A 21,770-nucleotide genomic window follows, 5' to 3' on the forward strand; every position below is an offset into this window, starting at 1 on the left:
ACCTGGCGCGGCCCTACAGGTAATTACGACAATACCTTTAGGGTTTATCCGCCAATGCGCCTCCCCATCCAGCTACGCCAGCGACTTTCCTGCCATGGCATGACCTATGGTCTGCTGATTGCCACTGCCACCGCAGCCAGTACCCTGTCTGCCACCGGCGTCTTGGCCGCCAACATGGTGCAGCATTACGCCGTTGCGGCCGGTCCGCTGGACAGGGCTTTAAGCCAGTTTGCGGCCAGCGCAAATGTGATCTTGTCTTTTTCGCCGGAGCAGACCGCACGGCTGACGACACCTGGGCTCGAGGGTGACTACTCGATTGATCAGGGGTTCGCTTTGCTGCTGCAAAACACTGGGTTGTCGGCGGTCGCCCAAGCTCCTGGCAGCTACGTATTGCAGGTCGCTCCCGCAGACCAACTCACGCTTGCGCCAACGACGGTGAGTACTTATCAACAGGATGGTTTCAACCGGGATATCTCTGGGGATGTGGGCTACAAGGCGCAGAACAGTCGGATCGGTACCAAAACCAGTACGCCCTTGTCGGAAACACCGCGTTCGGTCTCGGTTGTCACCGGTCAGCGCATCAAGGATCAGAAGGCGCAAAGCCTGACGGAAGTGTTGGGGTACGTGCCTGGCATCTTCGCGCCACCCTTTGCTGCCGGTGACAGTCTGGCAGGCGACCTGTTTTTCATCCGCGGTTTCAACGCCACTGACTACGGCTACGGCCTGCTGCGAGATGGCCTACGCGTGCAAGGCAATCGATACGACACCACCAGCGAGCCCTACGGCCTAGAGCGCGTAGAAGTTTTCCGCGGTCCCTCCTCCCTGCTCTATGGCGAAAACGCGCCGGGCGGCCTGGTTAATCTGGTCAGCAAACATCCGACGGCCACGCCCCAAGGTGAGGTACAACTCGGGTATGGCTCCAATAACCGCCGCCAGTTGGGTGTGGATATCTCGGGTCCGCTAAATGGTAATGACAACGTCCTCGGCAGGCTGGTGATGCTGGGGCGAAAATCCGATACGCAAACCGACCATGTACCGGATGACCGGCTCTATCTTGCGCCGTCCTTGACGCTCAACTTCGACGATTACAACACCCTGACCCTGCTGGCCAATTACCAGAAGGATCACACCAACCTGGAACTCGGCCTCCCGGCTGCGGGAACTCTGCTTACCAACCCTAACGGCAAGTTATCCAAGCACACGATGCTGGGTAATCCGGACTGGAACACCTTCGAACGTGAAGCCTGGAGCACGGGTTACGAATTCAGTCACAGCTTCAACGACGACTGGCAGTTCAGGCAGAACTCCCGTTACATGCAGTCGCGCATCAACCGCCATGAAACCTGGCCCAGCGCCCTGAACAATCGCGGCTTTGGCACGCAACTGAACATGACCGCCTACGATCGCTATAACAAATCAATGGTTTACTCCCTGGATAACCAACTGGAGGGAAAATTCCGACTCGGCGATTTGGAAAATACCGTGCTGTTGGGCGCCAGCTACGACCGTACCTCGTTCAACCAGGATTGGGACGCAGGGTTTGCGGGGACCATTAATGTGTATAACCCCGTGTACCTGCGCGATCCGCTGACCCCCATCGCAGTACAAAACACCCTGCTTGAGCAACAAATGAAAGGGGTTTATGCACAGGTACAGAGCAAATACGAGCACTGGTTGTTCTTACTCGGCGGTCGTCAGGACTGGGTGGACAGCGAATTCCGCGACAAGGTGAACAAGGCCAGCAACACCCAGGCGGAAGACCGCAAATTCACCTATCAGGGCGGAGTCATGTACCAGTTCGACAACGGCCTGACGCCGTATGTCAGCTATTCCACTGCGTTCGTCCCTGTACAGCAGATCTCCAACGCTGGCTCACCGTTAAAACCGATCACCAGCAGCCAATACGAAGTGGGCGTTAAATACGAACCGCTCGGCTGGGACACGGCGATGACGCTGTCGGTGTATGACCTGCGTAAACAGGACGACACCTACCTCGACGCCACCACCAACAGCTATCGGCAGGTAGGTGAAAGTCGCGCCAAGGGTGTGGAAGTGGAGGTCAACAGTAACCTCACGCAGAATCTCAATGTGACGGCAGCCTATACCTACACCGATGCGCGTATTACCAAGGATTCGGCCACGTCTTTGGTCGAAGGGCATCAGATGACGGGCGTCCCGCGCAACCAGGCTTCGGTGTGGAGCAAGTATCGCTTCCTCGACGGTCAGCTTAAGGGGCTCTCCCTAGCTGGGGGTGTTCGCTATTTCGACAGTACTTTTTCTTACACCGCGCCGACGTTGTACGGCAAATTGGACGCAGGAAGCGTCACATTGGTGGATGCCGCGGTTGGTTACCAGATTGATAAGCACTGGTCCGTGGATCTGAATGCGAAAAACCTGTTCGACAAGGAATATGTGTCCGGTTGCAACGACGCGGGGCGTTGCTACTGGGGTGACAGCCGTACCTTGCTCGGTACGGTGTCTTACAACTGGTGACCAGGTTGTGGATAACCGGTTACTTGCCGATGCAGAAACTGGAAAAGATCCGCCCAAGTAAATCATCGGAGCTGAAGGCGCCGGTGATTTCCCCCAAAAGCTGCTGAGCCTGTCTCAAGTCTTCGGCCAGCAGCTCCCCTGCTCCTGCCAAGGTCAACTGTGCCCGTCCGTGCTCCAAGGCCGCGCTGGCCCGACGCAGCGCTTCAAGGTGCCGACGGCGAGCGCTGAAGCTGCTTTCCGAGGTCTGTTCGTAGCCCATGCAGGCTTTGAGGTGATCGCGCAGCAGCTCCAAGCCTTCCCCTGCCGATTTGGCGCTCAGACTGAGGGTGACATGGCCATCTTCGCTGGTTTGCAGAGCGATCGCTTCTCCCGTCAAGTCGGCTTTGTTACGGATCAACGTGACCTTGGCCGGATCCGGCCGCTGCTCCAGAAACTCCGGCCATAGGGCAAAAGGATCCACAGCCTCCGGTGCCGTGGCGTCCACGACCAACAGCACACGATCAGCTTCACCGATGGCCTTGAGTGCTCGCTCAACGCCAATTTTTTCCACCTGGTCATCGGTATCACGCAAACCAGCCGTATCGACGACGTGCAACGGCATGCCATCGATGTGGATATGTTCGCGCAGGATATCTCGGGTCGTGCCGGCGATCTCAGTCACGATGGCCGCTTCCCGACCTGCCAACGCGTTGAGCAGGCTGGATTTACCGGCGTTAGGGCGACCTGCGATCACCACCGTCATGCCGTCACGCAGCAATGCCCCCTGACCGGCCTCACGCAGAACTGTGGATAACTCGTCGCGGACTTTGTCCAGCATGGCCAACACGTGGCCATCGGCAAGAAAATCGATTTCTTCCTCCGGGAAATCAATCGCCGCCTCAACGTAGATACGCAGACCGATCAACTGTTCCGTAAGGTTATGCACACGCAAAGAAAATGCGCCTTGAAGCGAGCGCAGCGCATTGCGCGCCGCCTGTGCGGAACTGGCCTCAATCAAATCCGCGATAGCTTCGGCCTGGGCCAGGTCCAGCTTGTCATTCAAGAACGCTCGCTCGCTGAATTCCCCTGGTCGAGCAAGACGGCAACCCAATTGCAGACAGCGCTGCAGCAGCATATCCAACACAACCGGGCCGCCGTGTCCCTGCAGTTCCAGAACGTCTTCACCGGTGAACGAATTCGGGCCAGGAAAATACAGCGCCAGTCCTTCGTCCAACACCTCGTTCTCGGCATCCAGAAACGGGCCGTAATGCGCGTATCGGGGCTTCAGGTCTCGCCCGCTGATGGCCTTGGCGGCTACGCCAGCAAGCGGCCCGGAAATACGAACGATACCGACGCCGCCACGACCTTGAGCGGTGGCGACAGCAGCGATGGTTTCACGAGGAGCGCTCATCAACAGGTTCCAGAACAAATGTGACGGAAAGCAAAACGCCCCACTAGGGGGCGTCTTGAGTGGTTATCCACAGAGTAATTACGCCGCAGCTTTTTGGGTAGCCGCTTCGATTTTACGTGTGATGTACCACTGTTGAGTAATCGACAACACGTTGTTGACCACCCAGTACAGCACCAGACCCGCCGGGAACCACAGGAAGAAGAAGGTGAAGATGATCGGCATCATTTTCATCACCTTGGCCTGCATCGGATCCGGAGGCGTTGGGTTCAGACGCTGCTGGATAAACATGGTCGCGCCCATGATGATCGGCAGGATAAAGAACGGGTCTTTGATCGACAGGTCAGTTATCCACAGCATGAACGGTGCCTGACGCATTTCCACGCTTTCCAGGAGTACCCAGTACAGCGACAGGAATACCGGCATCTGTACGAGAATCGGCAAGCATCCACCCAGCGGGTTGATCTTCTCTTTCTTGTACAGCTCCATCATGGCCTGCGACATTTTCTGCCGGTCATCACCATGTTGCTCTTTCAATGCAGCCAGTTTCGGCGCCACGGCACGCATGCGCGCCATCGACTTGTAGCTGGCGGCCGACAGAGGGAAGAATATGCCCTTGATCAGCATGGTCAGGAAGATGATCGACCAGCCCCAGTTACCGACGATGCTGTGGATATGTTGCAACAACCAGAAAATCGGTTGAGCAATGAACCACAGAATGCCGTAGTCCACAGTCAATTCCAGACCTGGGGACAACTCTTTGAGCACAGCCTGGCTTTTCGGGCCGGCATACAGAGTCGCGCTGGTTTCGCCGGTGGCACCGGGCGCGACGGTCAACGACGGGCCGGTGTAGCCAATGATGTAGTTACCCTTGGAGTCCTTGCGGGCCAGAACCACGTTATTCTGGCCTGGCTGTGGAATCCACGCGGTCACGAAATAGTGCTGCAACCAGGCAACCCAACCGCCGTTCACGTTGTAGGTGATGGCTGGCTTGGTCTTGTCTTCGCTCACCTTGTCCATGTCTTTCATGGACACTTTTTTGTACGGTTCCGAACTTGTCCACAGGGCGGCGCCCAGGTAAGTCGCGGTGCCCGTAGCTGTACTGGACGAAGGATCGGAGCTGGCGTCGCGCTTGAGTTGCGCGAACATCGCGCCGTTCCAAGGCTGAGCGCTTTGGTTGTCGATCAGGTAGGTGACAACAATGTCATACAGGCCACGCTTGAGCGTGAACCGCTTGATGTAGTTGACGCCATCCTTGCTGAACTTCAGGTCTACGACCAATTGGTCCTGACCGTCAGCCAGTTGATAACTTTTCTTCTCCGAAGAGAAAACCGGACGACCGGCTTGGCTTGCATCGGGACCGTTGGTACCGATCAGACCGCTTTGAGCCTGGTAAATACGCTCGCCACCGTTATCGAACAGCTGGAAAGGGATTTCCGGATGGTCTTGGCGGCGTGGATACAGCGGCAGGGTCAGCTTGGCAACGTCACCACCTTGTGGGTCGACTGCCAGGTCCAACACATCCGTTTTGATCTGGATGAGGTCGGTGCTTGCTGCAACTGGAACTTCGGCGGGCGCCTTGGCTTCGCCTGCTGCGCGTGGAATGTCATCACTGGCGGCAGCGTTAGTGCCACTTGCCGTGTCGGGAAGTCCCGCAGGTGCAGTGTTGACGGCAACATTCTGAGTCGGCAGGGCAGCTTGGCCATAGTCTTGGTTCCACTTAAGAACCATAACGTAGGACACGATTGCCAGGGCGACGATCAGGATCGTGCGTTTAATATCCATGATTACTCGGCCATCGAAGAAGAACGGGAGGTGGGGACAGGTGGAACCGGGTCATAACCACCGGGATTCCACGGATGACAGCGACCTAAACGACGAAAGGTCAGCCAGCCACCGCGCAGAAGACCATGATTTTCTATGGCCTCTAACGCGTAGCAGGAACAACTGGGGTAGAAACGACAGTGGTTGGCCATCAGAGGACTAATGGCGTAGCGGTAAAACTGGATCGGAACGAGGGCCAGTTTACGCATCGTTGCTGTCTACCCCTACAGTTTCGGTGCTGGCTGGAGGTGCTGGCTTGTGGGTACGCGCCAAACGTTTCCAGAGCTTGCCGAAATGCTGAATCAATTCGGGGTTTTCTACATCCCCCAAGCCTTTACGCGCGACGATAACAATATCCCAACCAACCAGTGTGTCCTGGTGGAGGCGAAACGATTCGCGCATCAGACGCTTGAGGCGATTGCGCTCAACGGAGAGCTTTACGCTCTTTTTGCCGATCACCAACCCGAGACGGGGGTGATCCAGATCGTTGTTACGCGCAAGGAGCAGGAGATTTTTCCCCGGAACCTTGCCGGTGGGGGAGTCAAAGACTGCCTTGAAATGCCGGGGAGTTAGCAGACGCTTTTCCCGACTGAAGTCCTGACTCACCACCAGTGCCGGATTATCAAACTGCCAGACGCGCACGACCTTTGGCGCGGCGACGCGACAGGACGGCACGACCGTTCTTGGTAGCCATGCGGGCACGGAAGCCGTGGGTACGGGCGCGTTTGATGGTGCTGGGTTGGAAAGTACGTTTCATGGCGTTGTTACCTGGTTCGTCACAACGGGCCGGAATGGCCCCCGTTTTAAGAGACCGGCGATTCTAGAGAAAGCAAGCCTCTAGGTCAATTTCCAACCAGCTATTCCTTTAATTAGATCTGAATACGGCAGCGTCGCTGTTTTCACCGTTCAGACACTCATCAACACGAACCTAGATATAGAAATAAAGAAGGAAGTTATTTAAAGCTTTTCTGTAAAGCTTATAAAAGCTATGCAGTCCATCCTCTGTGGATAACTGCCTCAAGCCCTTATTCCACTTGATGTACAGAGAATGACAACACAGGGGAGAAACGGTGTTCTGCCTGTGCTGCGCTGTCGGATAAGCTGTGGGTGGAATGGCCTGTTATCCACAGGCCAGTTACCCACAGACTTTCGGACCTACTTGTGCAACGAGCTCAGGTACGCTTATCCACAGAGCTTATGCACAGACCATCGGTCGGCTTTTTCAAGGTTAAGGCATTGATTTTGGCTGGGGTGTCAGCAAGCTACATGTGGATAAGTGGACAGCTGATCGCTACAATGGCGGCTGTTTTTGCCTCACCGGCTTTCAACTTAGGGGATATCCGTGTCAGTGGAACTTTGGCAGCAGTGCGTGGAGCTTTTGCGCGATGAGCTGCCTGCCCAGCAATTCAACACCTGGATCCGTCCGCTACAGGTCGAAGCCGAAGGCGACGAGTTGCGTGTCTACGCGCCCAATCGGTTTGTGCTCGACTGGGTCAACGAGAAGTACCTGAGCCGTGTTCTCGAATTGCTCGACGAACATGGCAATGGTCTCGCCCCAGTGCTCTCCTTATTAATAGGTAGCAAACGCAGCTCCGCGCCTCGCGCTGCACCTAATGCGCCGCTGGCGGCTGCGGCGTCTCAAGCCCAGGCGGCGACCGCACCGGCTGCCCCGACGCCTTCCGTTGCGCCGACGCCCTCCAAATCGTCGACGCAAAAAAATGCGCCGGAGCATGAAGAGCCGTCCCGCGATAGCTTCGACCCGATGGCAGGAGCCAGTTCCCAACAGGCCCCTGTTCGTGCCGAGCAGCGCACTGTGCAGGTCGAAGGTGCGCTCAAGCACACCAGTTACCTGAACCGCACATTCACCTTTGAAAACTTCGTCGAGGGTAAATCCAACCAGCTGGCGCGCGCCGCTGCCTGGCAGGTCGCCGACAACCCCAAGCATGGTTACAACCCGCTCTTCCTTTATGGTGGCGTTGGCTTGGGTAAGACCCACTTGATGCACGCTGTGGGTAACCATCTATTAAAGAAGAATCCGAATGCCAAGGTCGTATACCTGCACTCGGAGCGCTTCGTGGCTGATATGGTCAAGGCCTTGCAGCTCAACGCTATCAACGAATTCAAGCGTTTCTATCGCTCTGTTGATGCCTTGCTGATCGATGACATTCAATTCTTCGCCCGCAAGGAACGTTCCCAGGAAGAGTTTTTCCACACGTTCAACGCTCTGCTCGAAGGCGGCCAGCAGGTTATTCTGACCAGCGACCGTTACCCGAAGGAAATCGAAGGTCTGGAAGAACGCTTGAAGTCCCGCTTCGGCTGGGGCTTGACGGTTGCCGTAGAGCCGCCGGAGCTTGAAACCCGCGTCGCGATCCTGATGAAAAAGGCCGACCAGGCCAAGGTCGAGCTTCCCCACGATGCGGCGTTCTTTATCGCCCAACGCATTCGCTCCAACGTGCGGGAGCTGGAAGGTGCGCTGAAGCGGGTGATTGCCCACTCGCATTTTATGGGCCGCGATATCACGATTGAGCTGATTCGCGAATCTCTGAAAGACCTGCTGGCTCTGCAAGACAAGCTGGTGAGTGTGGATAACATCCAGCGCACTGTGGCCGAGTACTACAAGATCAAGATTTCCGACCTGCTGTCCAAGCGTCGTTCGCGCTCGGTAGCACGTCCGCGTCAGGTGGCCATGGCCCTCTCCAAGGAGTTGACCAACCATAGCCTGCCGGAAATCGGTGATGTATTTGGTGGTCGCGACCACACCACGGTCTTGCACGCGTGCCGCAAGATCAACGAACTTAAGGAATCCGACGCGGATATTCGCGAGGACTACAAGAACCTGCTGCGTACACTGACTACGTGATGACACCAGCGCAGCTTATTAAGGCAAGGGACTAGACCATGCATTTCACCATTCAACGCGAAGCCCTGTTGAAACCCCTGCAACTGGTCGCAGGCGTCGTCGAGCGCCGTCAGACCTTGCCGGTACTCTCTAACGTATTGCTGGTGGTCGAAGGCCAGCAATTGTCCTTGACCGGTACCGACCTGGAAGTCGAGTTGGTGGGTCGTGTGCAGTTGGAAGAGCCTGCTGAACCGGGCGAGATCACCGTACCGGCGCGCAAGTTGATGGATATTTGCAAAAGCCTGCCGAACGATGCGCTGATCGACATCAAGGTTGATGAACAGAAGCTGGTGGTAAAAGCTGGCCGTAGCCGTTTCACTCTGTCCACGCTGCCGGCCAATGATTTCCCGACCGTCGAAGAGGGTCCTGGCTCGCTGACGTGCAGCCTGGAACAGAGCAAACTGCGTCGTTTGATTGAGCGCACCAGCTTCGCCATGGCCCAGCAGGATGTGCGGTATTACCTGAACGGCATGTTGCTTGAAGTATCCGAAGGCGTCATCCGCGCGGTCGCTACCGACGGTCACCGCTTGGCGATGTGCTCGATGCGCGCCGATATCGGTCAGCCCGATCGTCATCAAGTTATCGTGCCACGCAAAGGTATTCTTGAACTGGCACGCCTGCTCACTGAGCCGGACGGCAATGTGAGCATCGTGTTGGGTCAGCATCACATCCGCGCCACTACGGGCGAATTCACGTTCACCTCCAAGCTGGTTGATGGCAAGTTCCCGGATTACGAGCGTGTATTGCCTAAAGGTGGCGACAAGCTGGTGATCGGCGATCGCCAGGCGCTACGCGAAGCGTTCAGTCGTACTGCCATTCTGTCCAACGAAAAGTACCGTGGTATCCGTCTGCAACTGGCCAATGGTCAGCTGAAGATCCAGGCTAACAACCCAGAACAGGAAGAAGCGGAAGAAGAAGTGGGCGTCGACTACAACGGCGGCTCGCTGGAAATCGGCTTCAACGTGAGCTACCTCTTGGACGTGCTGGGTGTGATGACTACCGAACAGGTTCGCCTGATTCTGTCGGACTCCAACAGCAGCGCGCTGGTGCAGGAATCCGATAACGACGACTCGGCTTATGTTGTCATGCCGATGCGCCTGTAACCATGCTCAGCAGAAGCTAGATGTCCCTCAGTCGCGTCTCGGTCACCGCGGTGCGCAATCTGCACCCGGTGACCTTCTCCCCCTCCCCTCGCATCAATATCCTCCACGGCGCCAATGGCAGTGGCAAAACCAGTGTGCTGGAAGCCATTCATTTGTTGGGGCTCGCGCGTTCTTTTCGCAGTGCTCGTCTTTTACCGGTTATTCAATACGAACAGTTGGCTTGCACCGTGTTTGGCCAGGTCGAACTGGCTGAGGGTGGGCACAGCAGTTTGGGAATATCCCGTGATCGCGGGGGCGAGTTTCAGATCCGTATAGATGGGCAAAATGCTCGCAGCGCCGCTCAGTTAGCCGAAATTCTGCCGTTGCAGCTGATCAATCCGGATAGCTTCCGGCTACTGGAAGGTGCGCCAAAAATACGCAGGCAATTCCTCGATTGGGGAGTGTTCCACGTGGAACCGCGATTTATGGCCACATGGCAGCGTCTGCAGAAGGCCCTGCGGCAGCGGAACTCGTGGCTGCGGCATGGTACACTTGACGCCGCTTCGCAAGCGGCCTGGGACCGTGAACTGTGCCTGGCCAGCGACGAAATAGATGAATACCGCCGTGCCTACATCAAAGCCTTGAAACCAGTCTTTGAACAGACCTTGAAAGAGTTACTGGATCTCGAAGGGCTGACGCTGAGCTACTACCGTGGTTGGGACAAAGAGCGTGAACTCAGTGCAGTTCTCGCCACGTCCTTGCAGCGGGACCAGCAGATTGGTCACACCCAGGCCGGCCCTCAACGGGCTGATTTGCGTCTTAGATTAGGCGCTCATAATGCCGCGGACATCTTGTCCCGCGGTCAGCAAAAGTTGGTGGTGTGCGCTCTGCGTATCGCCCAGGGCCACTTGGTGAGCCAGGCCCGGCGCGGTCAATGTATTTATCTGGTGGATGACTTGCCGTCCGAACTCGACGAGCAACATCGCCGTTCGTTATGCCGCTTGTTGGAAGACTTACGCTGCCAAGTGTTTATCACTTGTGTAGACCACGAATTATTGAGGGAAGGCTGGCAGACGGAAACGCCAGTCGCTTTGTTCCACGTGGAACAAGGCCGTATCACCCAGACCCACGACCATCGGGAGTGAAGGCATGAGCGAAGAAAACACGTACGACTCGACCAGCATTAAAGTGCTGAAAGGTTTGGATGCCGTACGCAAACGTCCCGGTATGTACATTGGCGACACTGATGACGGTAGCGGTCTGCACCACATGGTGTTCGAGGTGGTCGACAACTCCATCGACGAAGCTCTGGCCGGTCACTGCGACGACATCAGCATCATCATCCATCCGGATGAGTCCATCACAGTGCGCGACAACGGTCGTGGTATCCCGGTGGATGTGCATAAAGAAGAAGGCGTATCTGCGGCAGAGGTCATCATGACCGTGCTCCACGCCGGCGGTAAATTCGACGACAACTCCTATAAAGTTTCCGGCGGATTGCACGGTGTAGGTGTTTCGGTGGTGAACGCTTTGTCTGAAGAGCTGATCCTGACCGTACGTCGTAGCGGCAAGATCTGGGAGCAGACCTATGTGCACGGTGTGCCTCAAGCGCCTATGGCCATCGTGGGAGACAGCGAAACCACGGGCACCCAGATTCACTTCAAGGCTTCCAGCGAGACCTTCAAGAATATTCATTTCAGCTGGGACATTCTGGCCAAACGCATCCGTGAACTGTCTTTCCTTAACTCCGGTGTAGGTATCGTCCTCAAAGACGAGCGCAGCGGTAAGGAAGAACTGTTCAAGTACGAAGGCGGTTTGCGTGCGTTCGTTGAGTACCTGAACACCAACAAGACTCCGGTCAACCAGGTGTTCCACTTCAACATCCAGCGTGAAGACGGCATCGGCGTGGAAATCGCCCTGCAATGGAACGACAGCTTCAACGAGAACCTGTTGTGCTTCACCAACAATATTCCGCAGCGCGACGGGGGGACTCACCTTGTGGGTTTCCGTTCGGCGCTGACACGTAACCTCAATACCTACATCGAAGCCGAAGGCTTGGCCAAGAAGCATAAAGTCGCCACTACGGGTGACGATGCACGCGAAGGCCTGACGGCGATCATCTCGGTGAAAGTGCCGGACCCTAAGTTCAGCTCCCAGACCAAAGACAAGCTGGTGTCTTCCGAAGTGAAGACCGCTGTGGAACAGGAGATGGGTAAATACTTCTCCGACTTCCTGCTGGAGAACCCGAACGAGGCCAAGCTGGTTGTCGGCAAGATGATCGATGCCGCTCGCGCGCGTGAAGCGGCGCGTAAGGCTCGTGAGATGACCCGTCGTAAAGGCGCGCTGGATATCGCTGGCCTGCCGGGCAAATTGGCGGACTGCCAAGAGAAAGACCCTGCCCTCTCCGAACTGTACCTGGTGGAAGGTGACTCTGCTGGCGGTTCCGCCAAGCAGGGTCGTAACCGCCGTACCCAAGCCATCCTGCCGTTGAAAGGTAAGATCCTCAACGTTGAGAAGGCGCGCTTCGACAAGATGATTTCCTCTCAGGAAGTCGGCACCTTGATCACGGCGTTGGGCTGCGGTATTGGCCGCGAAGAGTACAACATCGACAAATTGCGTTATCACAACATCATCATCATGACCGATGCTGACGTCGACGGTTCGCACATTCGTACCCTGCTGCTGACGTTCTTCTTCCGTCAATTGCCAGAGCTGATCGAGCGCGGCTACATCTACATCGCTCAGCCACCCTTGTACAAAGTGAAAAAAGGCAAGCAAGAGCAATACATCAAAGACGACGACGCCATGGAAGAGTACATGACGCAGTCGGCCCTGGAAGATGCCAGCCTGCACTTGAATGACGAAGCGCCAGGCATTTCCGGTGAAGCGTTGGAGCGCCTGGTTAACGACTTCCGAATGGTGATGAAGACCCTCAAGCGCCTGTCGCGCCTGTACCCGCAGGAGTTGACCGAGCACTTCATCTACCTGCCGGCCGTTAGCCTGGAACAGCTGAGCGACCACGCAGCAATGCAAGATTGGCTGGCTCAGTATGAAGTGCGTCTGCGCACCGTTGAGAAATCCGGTCTGGTCTACAAGGCCAGCCTGCGTGAAGACCGTGAGCGTAATGTCTGGCTGCCTGAGGTCGAGCTGATTTCCCACGGCCTGTCGAACTACATTACCTTCAACCGCGACTTCTTCGGCAGCAACGATTACAAGACCGTGGTGACACTGGGCGCACAACTAAGCACCCTGCTCGACGACGGTGCTTACATCCAGCGTGGCGAGCGTAAGAAGCAGGTTAAGGAATTCAAAGAAGCTCTTGACTGGCTGATGGCAGAAAGCACCAAGCGTCACACCATCCAGCGGTACAAAGGTCTGGGCGAAATGAACCCCGATCAATTGTGGGAAACCACCATGGACCCAAGCCAGCGTCGTATGCTGCGCGTGACCATCGAAGATGCGATTGGCGCGGACCAGATCTTCAACACCCTCATGGGTGATGCGGTCGAACCTCGTCGTGACTTCATCGAAAGCAACGCCTTGGCAGTTTCTAACTTGGATTTCTAAGTTCGTGTAGGTTCACAAAATAGTTGAACATTTTCACAAATAGATGATTCGACGACTTCAGCAGAAAAGGCCAATTCTTTGAATTGGCCTTTTTTGTGCGCAAGAAATTTGGTCTGCAGTTCTGCTGAGCGAGGTTCGGGGAGTGCTAGATTTGAGGGCCGCTAAAAGGCATTCGCGGACGTTGGTGAACTGAACGGTGGGGAGAGCGAAGAAGGAAAACACGCTCGAATAATACTAGCGGGATAGAAACAGATTCTATACGCGTACGAATAATGACATTGAAAAAATGTCAAGAGGCTGGATGAAGAATTTCGTGGAGAAAGACGAATGGCTGGAGTAGAATTTGGCACGCTATTACGCAGTAATAGCGTGCCAAATAAATCAGCCGGTTACGTAAACTTGTTGAAGCAAGTTCTTAACGGCCACCGGTAACAGCTTCAGCTTTGGACATCTATCTCGAAATGGAGGTCCAGAAGCATGGCTGCTTTCGTCGACGACTCCCAAAGGAGGTATCGAGAAATGTAGATACTGCAAAACCAGGGGCTCTGACAGCGCCACAACCAGGTACATCTTGCGTACGATCCCGCGCAATTTCTGCCTTTTTTTGGCGCTTGTCAATCCTCTCCCAAAATTTCGACTTTAGCGAGGTTTCTCGAGGGCACAGTGTTGCCCGTTGAAAGACCTCCCAGAGCCCTACTCTGCACCACCATTTTTAGGTGCAGCGACGGCGCTCGTCTCTGAATTGATGGAGGTGTTCGATGTCAGTGCGAAAGGTTGTAACCCGGCGGTCTTGCCATTTCAGAGGATACTTTCCCTCCCTGAAAAATGGCAAACCTACCCCTTGGGAATCCCAGCTGGAAGGCGGTTTTTTCCGGCTTCTGGAGCTGTCACCTCAGGTTCACAGCTACACCATTCAGCCCAGCCGAGAGAGCGTATCGCTCGACTCGGCAACCATAAAATATTTTCCTGACCTCCATGTATTTCTCACGGATGGCAGGGAGTGGTGGTTCGAAGTGAAGCCGAAAAAGCGACTATTGATCGCCAGTATCGATCAACGGCTGGAAGCTGCTAAGGCACATTTTGCCGCCAGTAATCGCAACTTTACTGTCGTCACGAATGATCTGATTCATAGCGAACCGTTGGCTAGGAACCTTCAAAAGCTTATGTATCACCGTCGCGGGCCCATGCTTTCGACTTCCCAAGTCGATGAGGTTCACGAGATTCTTCATACTCATGAGCCGAAGACGTTGAGTGCACTTATCGCGACTTTTGGTGATATGGAGGCATGGCGTTTATTGGGCTTAGGCATTGTTGGTATCAGTCTTAGTGAGACTATTAGCAGCAACTCTGAAGTCTTCTTAACCGGAGGGCACCGCCATGCAGATTTTTTCGCTTAAAGCAAAATTAGCCGTATCCGTAAAAGGCGTTTTGATGGTTCTCCAACGGAGATTAGTTGATCGACGACTACTCTTTTTTGATGAGTTAGGTGAACCCACAAAGTTGACAGAGGCCGAGTTCTACGTTGGGTATGAAAAGCGTGAAATTGAAATTTGCGCGGATCAACCATTTCTCGGAGAAGTGCCACTCGTACGAAACGTAGCCCCTGATCTCACGTGCTTTCCAGCCAGTCACAGTCAAGAAGCCTTACGTCGGCGCCGGTATCTTGAGGGTGTAATGGGGAAGGACAAATCAGAATTGCCGAGTGAAGAAATCATGTTGGAAGAATTGAAGAAAATAGCAAAATTAATAGGCGATACGTGCGCACCTTCAATATCAACGGTCAGGCGGTGGGCATCGAGGTACATTGGAAACAACATAATAAGGTTGGTACCTAAGCATAATAAAAAAGGGCGGGCAGCCGCCATTACAGGTGAGCTTGAAGGCATACTGGGGAGTGTCATTGATGAACATTATCTAAAAGACACTCGGCCAAAAATTTCAAAGGTTATAGGTGAATACCATCTCAGACTTGAGGCCCTTAATCGGGAACGATTGCCCTCTGAACAGTTCATTCTCCCCAGCGGCATGACCGTCCGCAGATACATTGCAAAGCTAGATCCCTTCTTGGTGGATGTTGCTCGCCTCGGTAAGCATGCCGCTAATAAAAAGCACCGTGTGGCTGCGGGTGTGCTCCAGGTAAATCAGATCCTCGAGAGGTGGGAGATTGATCACACCCTATTGGATGTCCTGCTCGTGGACGAGGAGACCGGTTTGGTTATCGGACGACCCTATCTGACGATAGTATTAGATAGGTACTCTCGAATGATCATGGGGTACCTCCTACACCTGTCTGCGCCAAACACTGAATCTGTTCTACGAGTCATTGAGCGTTCGATCCGTCCTAAAGCAGAACTGTTACAACGCTTTCCGAAAGTAAAGAATGAGTGGCGAGCCCATGGTATGCCGGCGCGGATCGTTCCGGACAATGCTGCCGAGTTTCATGCTGATGATTTGATTTTGGGGTTCAACGATCTAGGCATCGAGATTATGTATCCCGCCTCCAGGGCACCTGAAATGAAGGGCGCGGTCGAGCGCTTTTTTAGCACTCAGAATCTGGGACTTATCCACAACCTCCCGGGTACAACATTCTCCAATATCCAGGAGAAAGGAGATTACAAGTCAGAAAAACATGCCTGCTTCACCTTGTCGCAGCTGGAAGCCGTAGTTGTTAAATGGATCGTGGATGGCTACCACCAAACGCCGCACCGAGGCCTCAAGAAGATGACCCCCGCCCAAGCCTGGGCAGTTGATGAGGCTCAGACTTTGGTCAGACTGCCCGTGGATCTTGATGCCCTTGAATGCATTCTTGCTCGACGAACCTCCGTTAAGGTTCATCACTACGGAATTGAAGTTGACAGTATCGGTTACCACTCGGCTGAGCTCGCGCAGTTAAGACTGCTCTTAAAGCCTGATGAGAAAGTCAATGTTCGTTATCGAGACGAAGCTGGACATGTCTGGGTTCATGATCGGTTTCGAAACGTATTCCTACTGGTGCCGGTGAAGGACAAGCGGATGATCGGTAAGAGCCGCGAAATGTGGAAGGCGGCCCAGAAAGCGCTCAGAGATGCTGGAGGAGAGCAGCCAAGCTTTGACGAGCTTCACCGATGCTATCAAGAGCTGCGAGAAGACATTGACGAAGCTCGTCGCTCTCAAAAGCTGCGAGTGCGTCGGGAAGCAGCGCGGGCCAAGTTGGATAGGGAGGGTCGTAAGGCCGAGACGAATCCTCCTCCGGTAGTCGTAGCTGAGATGGAGTGGGTGGATAGGTCATCCACACCGCCAACTGCCCCCTCCACTTTCAAGGTTTCCTACCGTCCGCCAGCAGGTGATCGACCATGAGCGCTTTAGTACAAAGCTTCCCCCCCTTCTCTCTGCGTCATCACTTCATTCACAGCCCCCAGGCTGAGCTAGCCTTGACACGCTTGGGTGAGGTGCATGGTGATACCCGGCGTACCAGGGCGAGCAAAGGCTTGGTCATCCAAGGTCCGAGCGGGGTGGGAAAAAGCACTTTGATCAAGGAGTACGTGAGGGAATTGGAGGCAGCGGAACCTTCGGGGTCCGGGAAGCGGACGGTCTTGGTGGTTGAGATTCCCTCATCACCCACCAAGAAAAACTTGGCAACAGCGATGCTGACAGCACTAAAGGATCCATACGCGGATGCTCGCGGTCATTCCGCGGAGGTCAAGTTCGCTCGCATCATTCTTCTTATGACCAATCTTGGAGTTGAAGTCGTGGTGCTCGATGAGGCCCAACATTTGGTGGATTACCGACGCAACGATGCGTATGAAGCCGCGGATTGGATCAAGAGCTTGATGAACGAAACCAGCATCACCTTCGTACTCGTCGGATTGAAGCGAACAGAGGGCCTGCTATGGGCAAACGAGCAACTTCGGCGAAGGTTTTCTGCGACGGTTGAATACAACCGGTTCAGCTATGCCCAAAGCACATCGGCACAGTTTTCAATGCTTCTCGAGGTGATCGCTAGCCTACTGCCGGTTAAGGCTATCAGCTTTACGGAGCCACAGATGTTGAGGCGCTTTCACATGGCTTCATTTGGCTTGATTGACTACCTGATCAAGATTCTGGATCGCGCTGTTTGGCTTGTCCAGCATCGAGATCTCGAAGGTATAAATCTGTATGTCCTAGCCCAAGCGTTTTTGGATGAGGTGTGGAGCAAAGCGACCGACCAGCGAAATCCATTCAGTATCAGCTTTAACTTCAAGCTTCTGATTGGAATTCATGAGCCGTTCGAAAAATTCGACCTCATCGCTTCCTAGAGAGGAGGCCGGGGAGGTACCCCGGCCTCCTTCTTCTAAAGAAAGCCTTCGGAATTTCACTATTCGTACGGATGTACAGGAATGTTCGGTCTTTTAATCAACCCACAGCCTAAGCGCGATGAGAGCTTGTTAGGGTATCTACAGCGATTGGCGGGGGCCAATGGCTTAATGGGTAACGAATTGATCAAGGCTTTTCAGGAAGCCAGTGATGAAGACGTAACTGACTGGTTTTGCACCATGACGCTGCCGGTGAGCTGGTCGCCAGTATCCAGCGAACTTAGACAGCCGAAGACCAAGGCGCTCAAGCTCTGGTCGCTGCAGTACAAGCGTTTTTGTTCGTGCTGTTTAGCTGAACACGCTTACTGGAAAGAGGCCTGGGATCTGACACTCGTAACGAGCTGCTCTATTCATGGAGTTCCCCTGCAGGACAGATGCCCGGGGTGTTCTGCAAAAATGAACCACGACGCGATGCTGGCAAACAGCTGTAAATCCTGTGGCTATTTCCTTACCTCTCGAAGTGCACCAGCTACCGCTGCAGAAGATGCTTGCATTTGGATGACGGCGGCTATGGAGACGAGGCTTGGGCAGGAGGACATATCGGCAAGCAGCGACTTGGACGCACTGACCTACGAGCAGCTCCACGCCTTGTCGATGCGACTCGCTGTCAGGATCGTGAGATCAGAAAACTCAAAACCACTGAAGTTGGCGAATTCAGGATCGCTTGAGGTTTCGCGTGAATTGGCTCAAGCGGCCGGAGAAATACTCATGAGTTGGCCGCGGGCGTTCAGAGATTTGCTGAGCGATCTCAGGTTGACCAGACCCTCAGGGATGGGTTGGAAACTTGCCTCCGCCTTTGGGCCGATTTACAGGGACATTCATCATGATCTGCAAGCGCCCTGCTTCGCATTCGTCCGTGCCGAGTTCGAGTCATTTGTTCAGCAGACTTGGGAGGCGCCTTTAGCAAAGAGAAACCGTTATCTGAGTGAAAATACTATTACTGGCCATCGTTGGGTCTCCATTGATGAGGCTGCTCGGTTAACGGGCTTGCTTAAATCTTGTGTACAGCGACTGCATGACCACGGCGAGGTTGCCTCTAGGGAAATAGTGCACTCTAGCGGTCGTAAATCCAAAGTGGTTGATGTCGGCCAGGTTCGTGAACTAGCTCTGCTTATGCAGAAAGCAGTGAACCTGAGGCAAGCGGCCAAGCTGTTACACATCAATCTTGAGCGTGTGCGGCAGTTGATCGCAGGAGGTATTCTGAAATTCTACGGCGGCAAGCCCAAGGCCGGCGAAAAATGGCTGATCGATATTGAATCGCTCAGTGGCCTCAGGCTTGAGCGTATGCATGCACCCCCTGGCAACACGCTTGTGTCGGTCAACTATCTGGCTAAGCATCATCTTCCAACTGGCGGAGGTCTCGTTGAGATGATTGGGGCGATTCAATCTGGCGAACTGAAAGCTTTTATGGATTGTGATCAAAGTAAGGCGACGGTCGGGCATTGGCTTTTAAGACCTCAAGACTTAACAGGTTGGATGCAGCACGCGCTCCAAAAGTCCTCAGAATTCCCTGGAGTTACTGTCGCTAAGGCAGCAGTACTTTTGGGCGTCAAAGAGGAAGTCGCCTATGCAATGGTTCGGCTAGGGATCCTCTGGAGTACATCGGTTCCTAGAGGCCGGAGTACAATGCAGATGGTTAAGCCTGCCGCAATCGAAAGGTTCAGACGTAGGTACATATTAGGCCCAGAGCTGGCAGTTTTCTTGGGAATGTCGCCCAAGCACATTACGCATCATCTCTGGACGAATGGATTCAGACCTGTCGCGGGGCCGTCGATAGTGAAATCTCCATGCCGGCAATACGTCTGGCCTCGAAGTAAAAAACTGGTCGATTACTTGTCTTGGAAGGCAGCACATCACTGACAATGCAACTCATGGCACTCGCCATTGTTAACCACTTTTTTACACTGTTAACCACCTTGGGTAACAGTGTAAAAATTTGAGTTACTGTTTTGGGCGTGCCCACAATTAGATCAGGTGAAGATGGTTATCGAAACGCTCATTAATGGATTAAGGGTGTTCTCGCCTGCTGTTCGGGGGCCTGGAATCAGCTTGCTGCTCTCACGCAGTTAGCCCGACGTTTTGGCCTGACAAGCGAAAATGGCACAAAAATCCGGGTTCAAGGGCTGTGCGCGAACTATTACTGCGTTAACCTCGCCCAATAGTAACGAGCATGTGTGCCTGTTACCGCATTGAGGAGGGAACCTGTGCGCATCGAGTCGATCACGATATCTGGCTTTCGCTGTTTCGGCCCGAATGAGATTTCCATTCCAATCTCAGATGAGGTCACCACAATCGTTGGCCCTAACGCTGCGGGTAAAACTGCGCTTCTGCAGGCTATGTCGAAGCTGTTTGGGGTCACGCGGGCGCAGCGCACCGTATCACTTTCGGATTTCCACCTAGCTCCTGGAGAGGATCCTGAGAGCCGCGATTCAAAAGAGCTCTTCATCGAGGCGATCGTTGCATTCCCGGAATTGTTGGACGGGTCTGCAACCGCGGAAACCATCGCCCCTTCATTTCGGCACATGCTGATTACGAGAGCTGCCCAGGCGCCCGTTTGCCGAATGCGGCTTGAAGCACAGTGGGATGACGACGGTACGCTTGAGGGCGAGGTGTCACAGAATCTTTTTTGGATCGATTGCTTAGATGACGAGCCCGCAGAGGACAAATACCAACCGGTGGCAGTGACCGATCGGGGCCTCATACAACTTTATTACACCCCGGCAAGTCGAGACGCCGCCGGCCAAATCCGAGCAACTGCCGGAACGCTGGCCGCACGCCTCCTGAGGGCCATTGAATGGTCCTCCGACACCGAAGACAAAGTGCAAGAGGCGACTGAGAGCCTGACCGCTGCGTTTGAAGGCGAGTCTGCGATCACCGCAATCACCGAGGCTTTGCAAACACGCTGGGCAGACCTGCATGACGACGCTTCCAATACCAAGCCTAGGCTCAGTCTGGTGAGCCGACGGTTTGAGGAAGTGATCAACAAGATCGCGGTCATATTTGAGCAGGGACCTGACGGGCGAGAAAGAGGTATTGAAGCCCTCAGCGACGGACAGCAGTCGCTATTTTATTTTGCATTGGCCGCCGCCGTTTTTGACCTAGAGCGCGAGGTCGTTGAAGGTTCTGTGGCCGGATTTCGAGAGGATGCACTCCATATTCCCGCTCTCACACTGTTTGCTCTTGAGGAACCAGAAAACCATCTTTCACCCTACTTCCTTGCTCGCATCATCCGCCAGGTTCGATCGTTGACTGAGGCCTGCGGTGCGCAGGCCATAATCACGAGTCATTCGCCGGCGGTTCTTAGCCGAATCGATCCAAGCGAGGTCCGTTACTGCCGCTGTAACGCAAAGACCCGCGTATCTACTGTGAAGCGAATTGAGCTGCCAACTGACGATGTGGAAGCCAGCAAATTCGTGCGTGGGGCCATCTTGGCTTATCCCGAACTCTACTTCGCAAGGTTCGTTCTGCTTGTCGAGGGCGATTCGGAAAGAATCGTTCTCCCTCAGCTCGCCGAGGCACTTGATCTTCTCATTGACCCTGCTTTTGTCGCGATCGTCCCTCTCGGTGGACGACACGTCCAATATTTTTGGCGCTTACTTAAAGCCCTAGGTATCCCTCACGCGACTCTGCTTGACTTGGACCTCGGCCGTGATGGTGGGGGGTGGGGGCGAGTGAAAACAGCGATTGAGAAGCTCATTGAGTTCGGTGCGCCCAAGGCCAAATTGCTAGAAACCACAAGCGGCGTTCTGGCCGATGCGGCATTCGCAAATATGCACGGATGGAGCAACTCGCCTGACCATTCAACCCTACTGGGTTGGATCAACAGCTTGAAGCCATACGGGGTCTACTTTTCAGCACCACTAGATCTTGATCTCGGCATGCTGAAAGCCTTCCCTGATGACTATGCCGCCGTTATTCCTAAAGGGGGAGGTCCTCGCATGGCTGCTGATAAGGCCGCTGAGGTTGTGCTGGGGACGTCAGGTCCAGGACTTTCGGTGTACACGGGACCCTTTGAGGATTACCCCGCATTGTTTCCGGGCTATCGGTACCACTTCCTGACGCACAGCAAGCCAGCTACGCACTTGGCGGCATTGGCTCGAGTCAGCAAGGCGAGCCTGACTGCACGAATGCCAACAGTTCTGTCTGAAGTCGTTTGGCATATTTCCAACTCCTTAAGGCGAGACTGA

Annotated in this window: 15 protein-coding genes; 10 read left to right on the forward strand and 5 right to left on the reverse strand. The window is 54.5% G+C overall.

The annotated features are described in order from the left end of the window. The first annotated feature begins 54 nt into the window (after positions 1–54). Complete coding sequence (locus tag FIV35_RS25480) at positions 55–2,493, forward strand: TonB-dependent siderophore receptor (RefSeq protein WP_034139935.1); 2,439 nt, start codon at positions 55–57, stop codon at positions 2,491–2,493. A 19-nt stretch (positions 2,494–2,512) separates the two neighbouring features. Here FIV35_RS25480 and mnmE read toward each other — a convergent pair whose 3' ends face one another. The 5 genes from mnmE to rpmH all read right to left on the reverse strand — a co-directional run bounded on the left by mnmE (position 2,513) and on the right by rpmH (position 6,461). Further along, on the reverse strand, positions 2,513–3,883 hold the full coding sequence (gene mnmE / locus FIV35_RS25485; RefSeq protein WP_034139936.1) for a tRNA uridine-5-carboxymethylaminomethyl(34) synthesis GTPase MnmE: 1,371 nt from the start codon (positions 3,881–3,883) through the stop codon (positions 2,513–2,515). A gap of 78 nt (positions 3,884–3,961) precedes the next feature. Then, positions 3,962–5,665: a membrane protein insertase YidC gene (gene yidC, locus FIV35_RS25490; protein ID WP_034115592.1), complete on the reverse strand. Its 1,704-nt coding sequence runs from the start codon at positions 5,663–5,665 to the stop codon at positions 3,962–3,964. Between the two features lie 2 nt (positions 5,666–5,667). Next, positions 5,668–5,913 carry a membrane protein insertion efficiency factor YidD gene (gene yidD, locus FIV35_RS25495; RefSeq protein WP_080758814.1) on the reverse strand — a complete coding sequence of 82 codons (246 nt, stop codon included), beginning with the start codon at positions 5,911–5,913 and terminating at the stop codon, positions 5,668–5,670. After that, on the reverse strand, positions 5,906–6,310 hold the full coding sequence (gene rnpA, locus FIV35_RS25500) for a ribonuclease P protein component (protein WP_197676686.1): 405 nt from the start codon (positions 6,308–6,310) through the stop codon (positions 5,906–5,908). The genes yidD and rnpA overlap by 8 nt, the downstream gene beginning before the upstream one ends. A 16-nt stretch (positions 6,311–6,326) precedes the next feature. Continuing rightward, complete coding sequence (gene rpmH / locus FIV35_RS25505; protein WP_003213577.1) at positions 6,327–6,461, reverse strand: 50S ribosomal protein L34; 135 nt, start codon at positions 6,459–6,461, stop codon at positions 6,327–6,329. A gap of 585 nt (positions 6,462–7,046) precedes the next feature. On the opposite strand from rpmH, the gene dnaA reads away from it, so the two are divergent. From dnaA to FIV35_RS25550, 9 genes are all read left to right on the forward strand, one after another. Next, positions 7,047–8,564 (forward strand): chromosomal replication initiator protein DnaA, encoded by a 1,518-nt coding sequence (gene dnaA / locus FIV35_RS25510; RefSeq protein ID WP_034139938.1) that lies wholly within the window; start codon positions 7,047–7,049, stop codon positions 8,562–8,564. Positions 8,565–8,602: 38 nt separating this feature from the next. After that, the gene (dnaN, locus tag FIV35_RS25515) at positions 8,603–9,706 is read left to right on the forward strand and encodes a DNA polymerase III subunit beta (protein WP_034139939.1); all 1,104 of its coding nucleotides are present in this window, start codon (positions 8,603–8,605) and stop codon (positions 9,704–9,706) included. A gap of 20 nt (positions 9,707–9,726) precedes the next feature. Then, positions 9,727–10,830 (forward strand): DNA replication/repair protein RecF, encoded by a 1,104-nt coding sequence (gene recF, locus FIV35_RS25520; protein ID WP_034139940.1) that lies wholly within the window; start codon positions 9,727–9,729, stop codon positions 10,828–10,830. A gap of 4 nt (positions 10,831–10,834) precedes the next feature. Next, positions 10,835–13,252, forward strand: coding sequence for a DNA topoisomerase (ATP-hydrolyzing) subunit B (gene gyrB, locus FIV35_RS25525; protein WP_034139941.1), 2,418 nt, complete (start codon positions 10,835–10,837; stop codon positions 13,250–13,252). Positions 13,253–14,010: 758 nt separating this feature from the next. Continuing rightward, the gene (locus FIV35_RS25530) at positions 14,011–14,649 is read left to right on the forward strand and encodes a TnsA endonuclease N-terminal domain-containing protein (protein WP_034139942.1); all 639 of its coding nucleotides are present in this window, start codon (positions 14,011–14,013) and stop codon (positions 14,647–14,649) included. Next, complete coding sequence (locus FIV35_RS25535; RefSeq protein ID WP_083377927.1) at positions 14,630–16,588, forward strand: DDE-type integrase/transposase/recombinase; 1,959 nt, start codon at positions 14,630–14,632, stop codon at positions 16,586–16,588. Before FIV35_RS25530 ends, FIV35_RS25535 begins: the two co-directional genes overlap by 20 nt. After that, entirely contained in the window at positions 16,585–17,526 is a 942-nt protein-coding gene (locus FIV35_RS25540; RefSeq protein WP_034139944.1) for a TniB family NTP-binding protein, read from the forward strand. The genes FIV35_RS25535 and FIV35_RS25540 overlap by 4 nt, the downstream gene beginning before the upstream one ends. 81 nt (positions 17,527–17,607) lie before the next feature. Next, complete coding sequence (locus FIV35_RS25545; RefSeq protein ID WP_052199025.1) at positions 17,608–19,443, forward strand: TniQ family protein; 1,836 nt, start codon at positions 17,608–17,610, stop codon at positions 19,441–19,443. A gap of 344 nt (positions 19,444–19,787) precedes the next feature. Further along, the gene (locus tag FIV35_RS25550) at positions 19,788–21,770 is read left to right on the forward strand and encodes an ATP-dependent nuclease (protein ID WP_034139945.1); all 1,983 of its coding nucleotides are present in this window, start codon (positions 19,788–19,790) and stop codon (positions 21,768–21,770) included.

The organism is Pseudomonas rhodesiae, from assembly GCF_007858255.1.
In the GTDB taxonomy this organism is placed as follows: Bacteria; Pseudomonadota; Gammaproteobacteria; order Pseudomonadales; family Pseudomonadaceae; genus Aquipseudomonas; species Aquipseudomonas rhodesiae.

Coding starts and splice junctions, on each gene's coding strand:
- dnaN (WP_034139939.1), top strand. CDS start 8,603: ATGCATTTCACCATTCAACGCGAAGCCCTGTTGAAACCCCTGCAACTG.
- gyrB (WP_034139941.1), top strand. CDS start 10,835: ATGAGCGAAGAAAACACGTACGACTCGACCAGCATTAAAGTGCTGAAA.
- recF (WP_034139940.1), top strand. CDS start 9,727: ATGTCCCTCAGTCGCGTCTCGGTCACCGCGGTGCGCAATCTGCACCCG.
- FIV35_RS25545 (WP_052199025.1), top strand. CDS start 17,608: ATGTTCGGTCTTTTAATCAACCCACAGCCTAAGCGCGATGAGAGCTTG.
- FIV35_RS25530 (WP_034139942.1), top strand. CDS start 14,011: ATGTCAGTGCGAAAGGTTGTAACCCGGCGGTCTTGCCATTTCAGAGGA.
- yidC (WP_034115592.1), bottom strand. CDS start 5,665: ATGGATATTAAACGCACGATCCTGATCGTCGCCCTGGCAATCGTGTCC.
- yidD (WP_080758814.1), bottom strand. CDS start 5,913: ATGCGTAAACTGGCCCTCGTTCCGATCCAGTTTTACCGCTACGCCATT.
- rpmH (WP_003213577.1), bottom strand. CDS start 6,461: ATGAAACGTACTTTCCAACCCAGCACCATCAAACGCGCCCGTACCCAC.
- mnmE (WP_034139936.1), bottom strand. CDS start 3,883: ATGAGCGCTCCTCGTGAAACCATCGCTGCTGTCGCCACCGCTCAAGGT.
- FIV35_RS25540 (WP_034139944.1), top strand. CDS start 16,585: ATGAGCGCTTTAGTACAAAGCTTCCCCCCCTTCTCTCTGCGTCATCAC.
- FIV35_RS25535 (WP_083377927.1), top strand. CDS start 14,630: ATGCAGATTTTTTCGCTTAAAGCAAAATTAGCCGTATCCGTAAAAGGC.
- FIV35_RS25480 (WP_034139935.1), top strand. CDS start 55: ATGCGCCTCCCCATCCAGCTACGCCAGCGACTTTCCTGCCATGGCATG.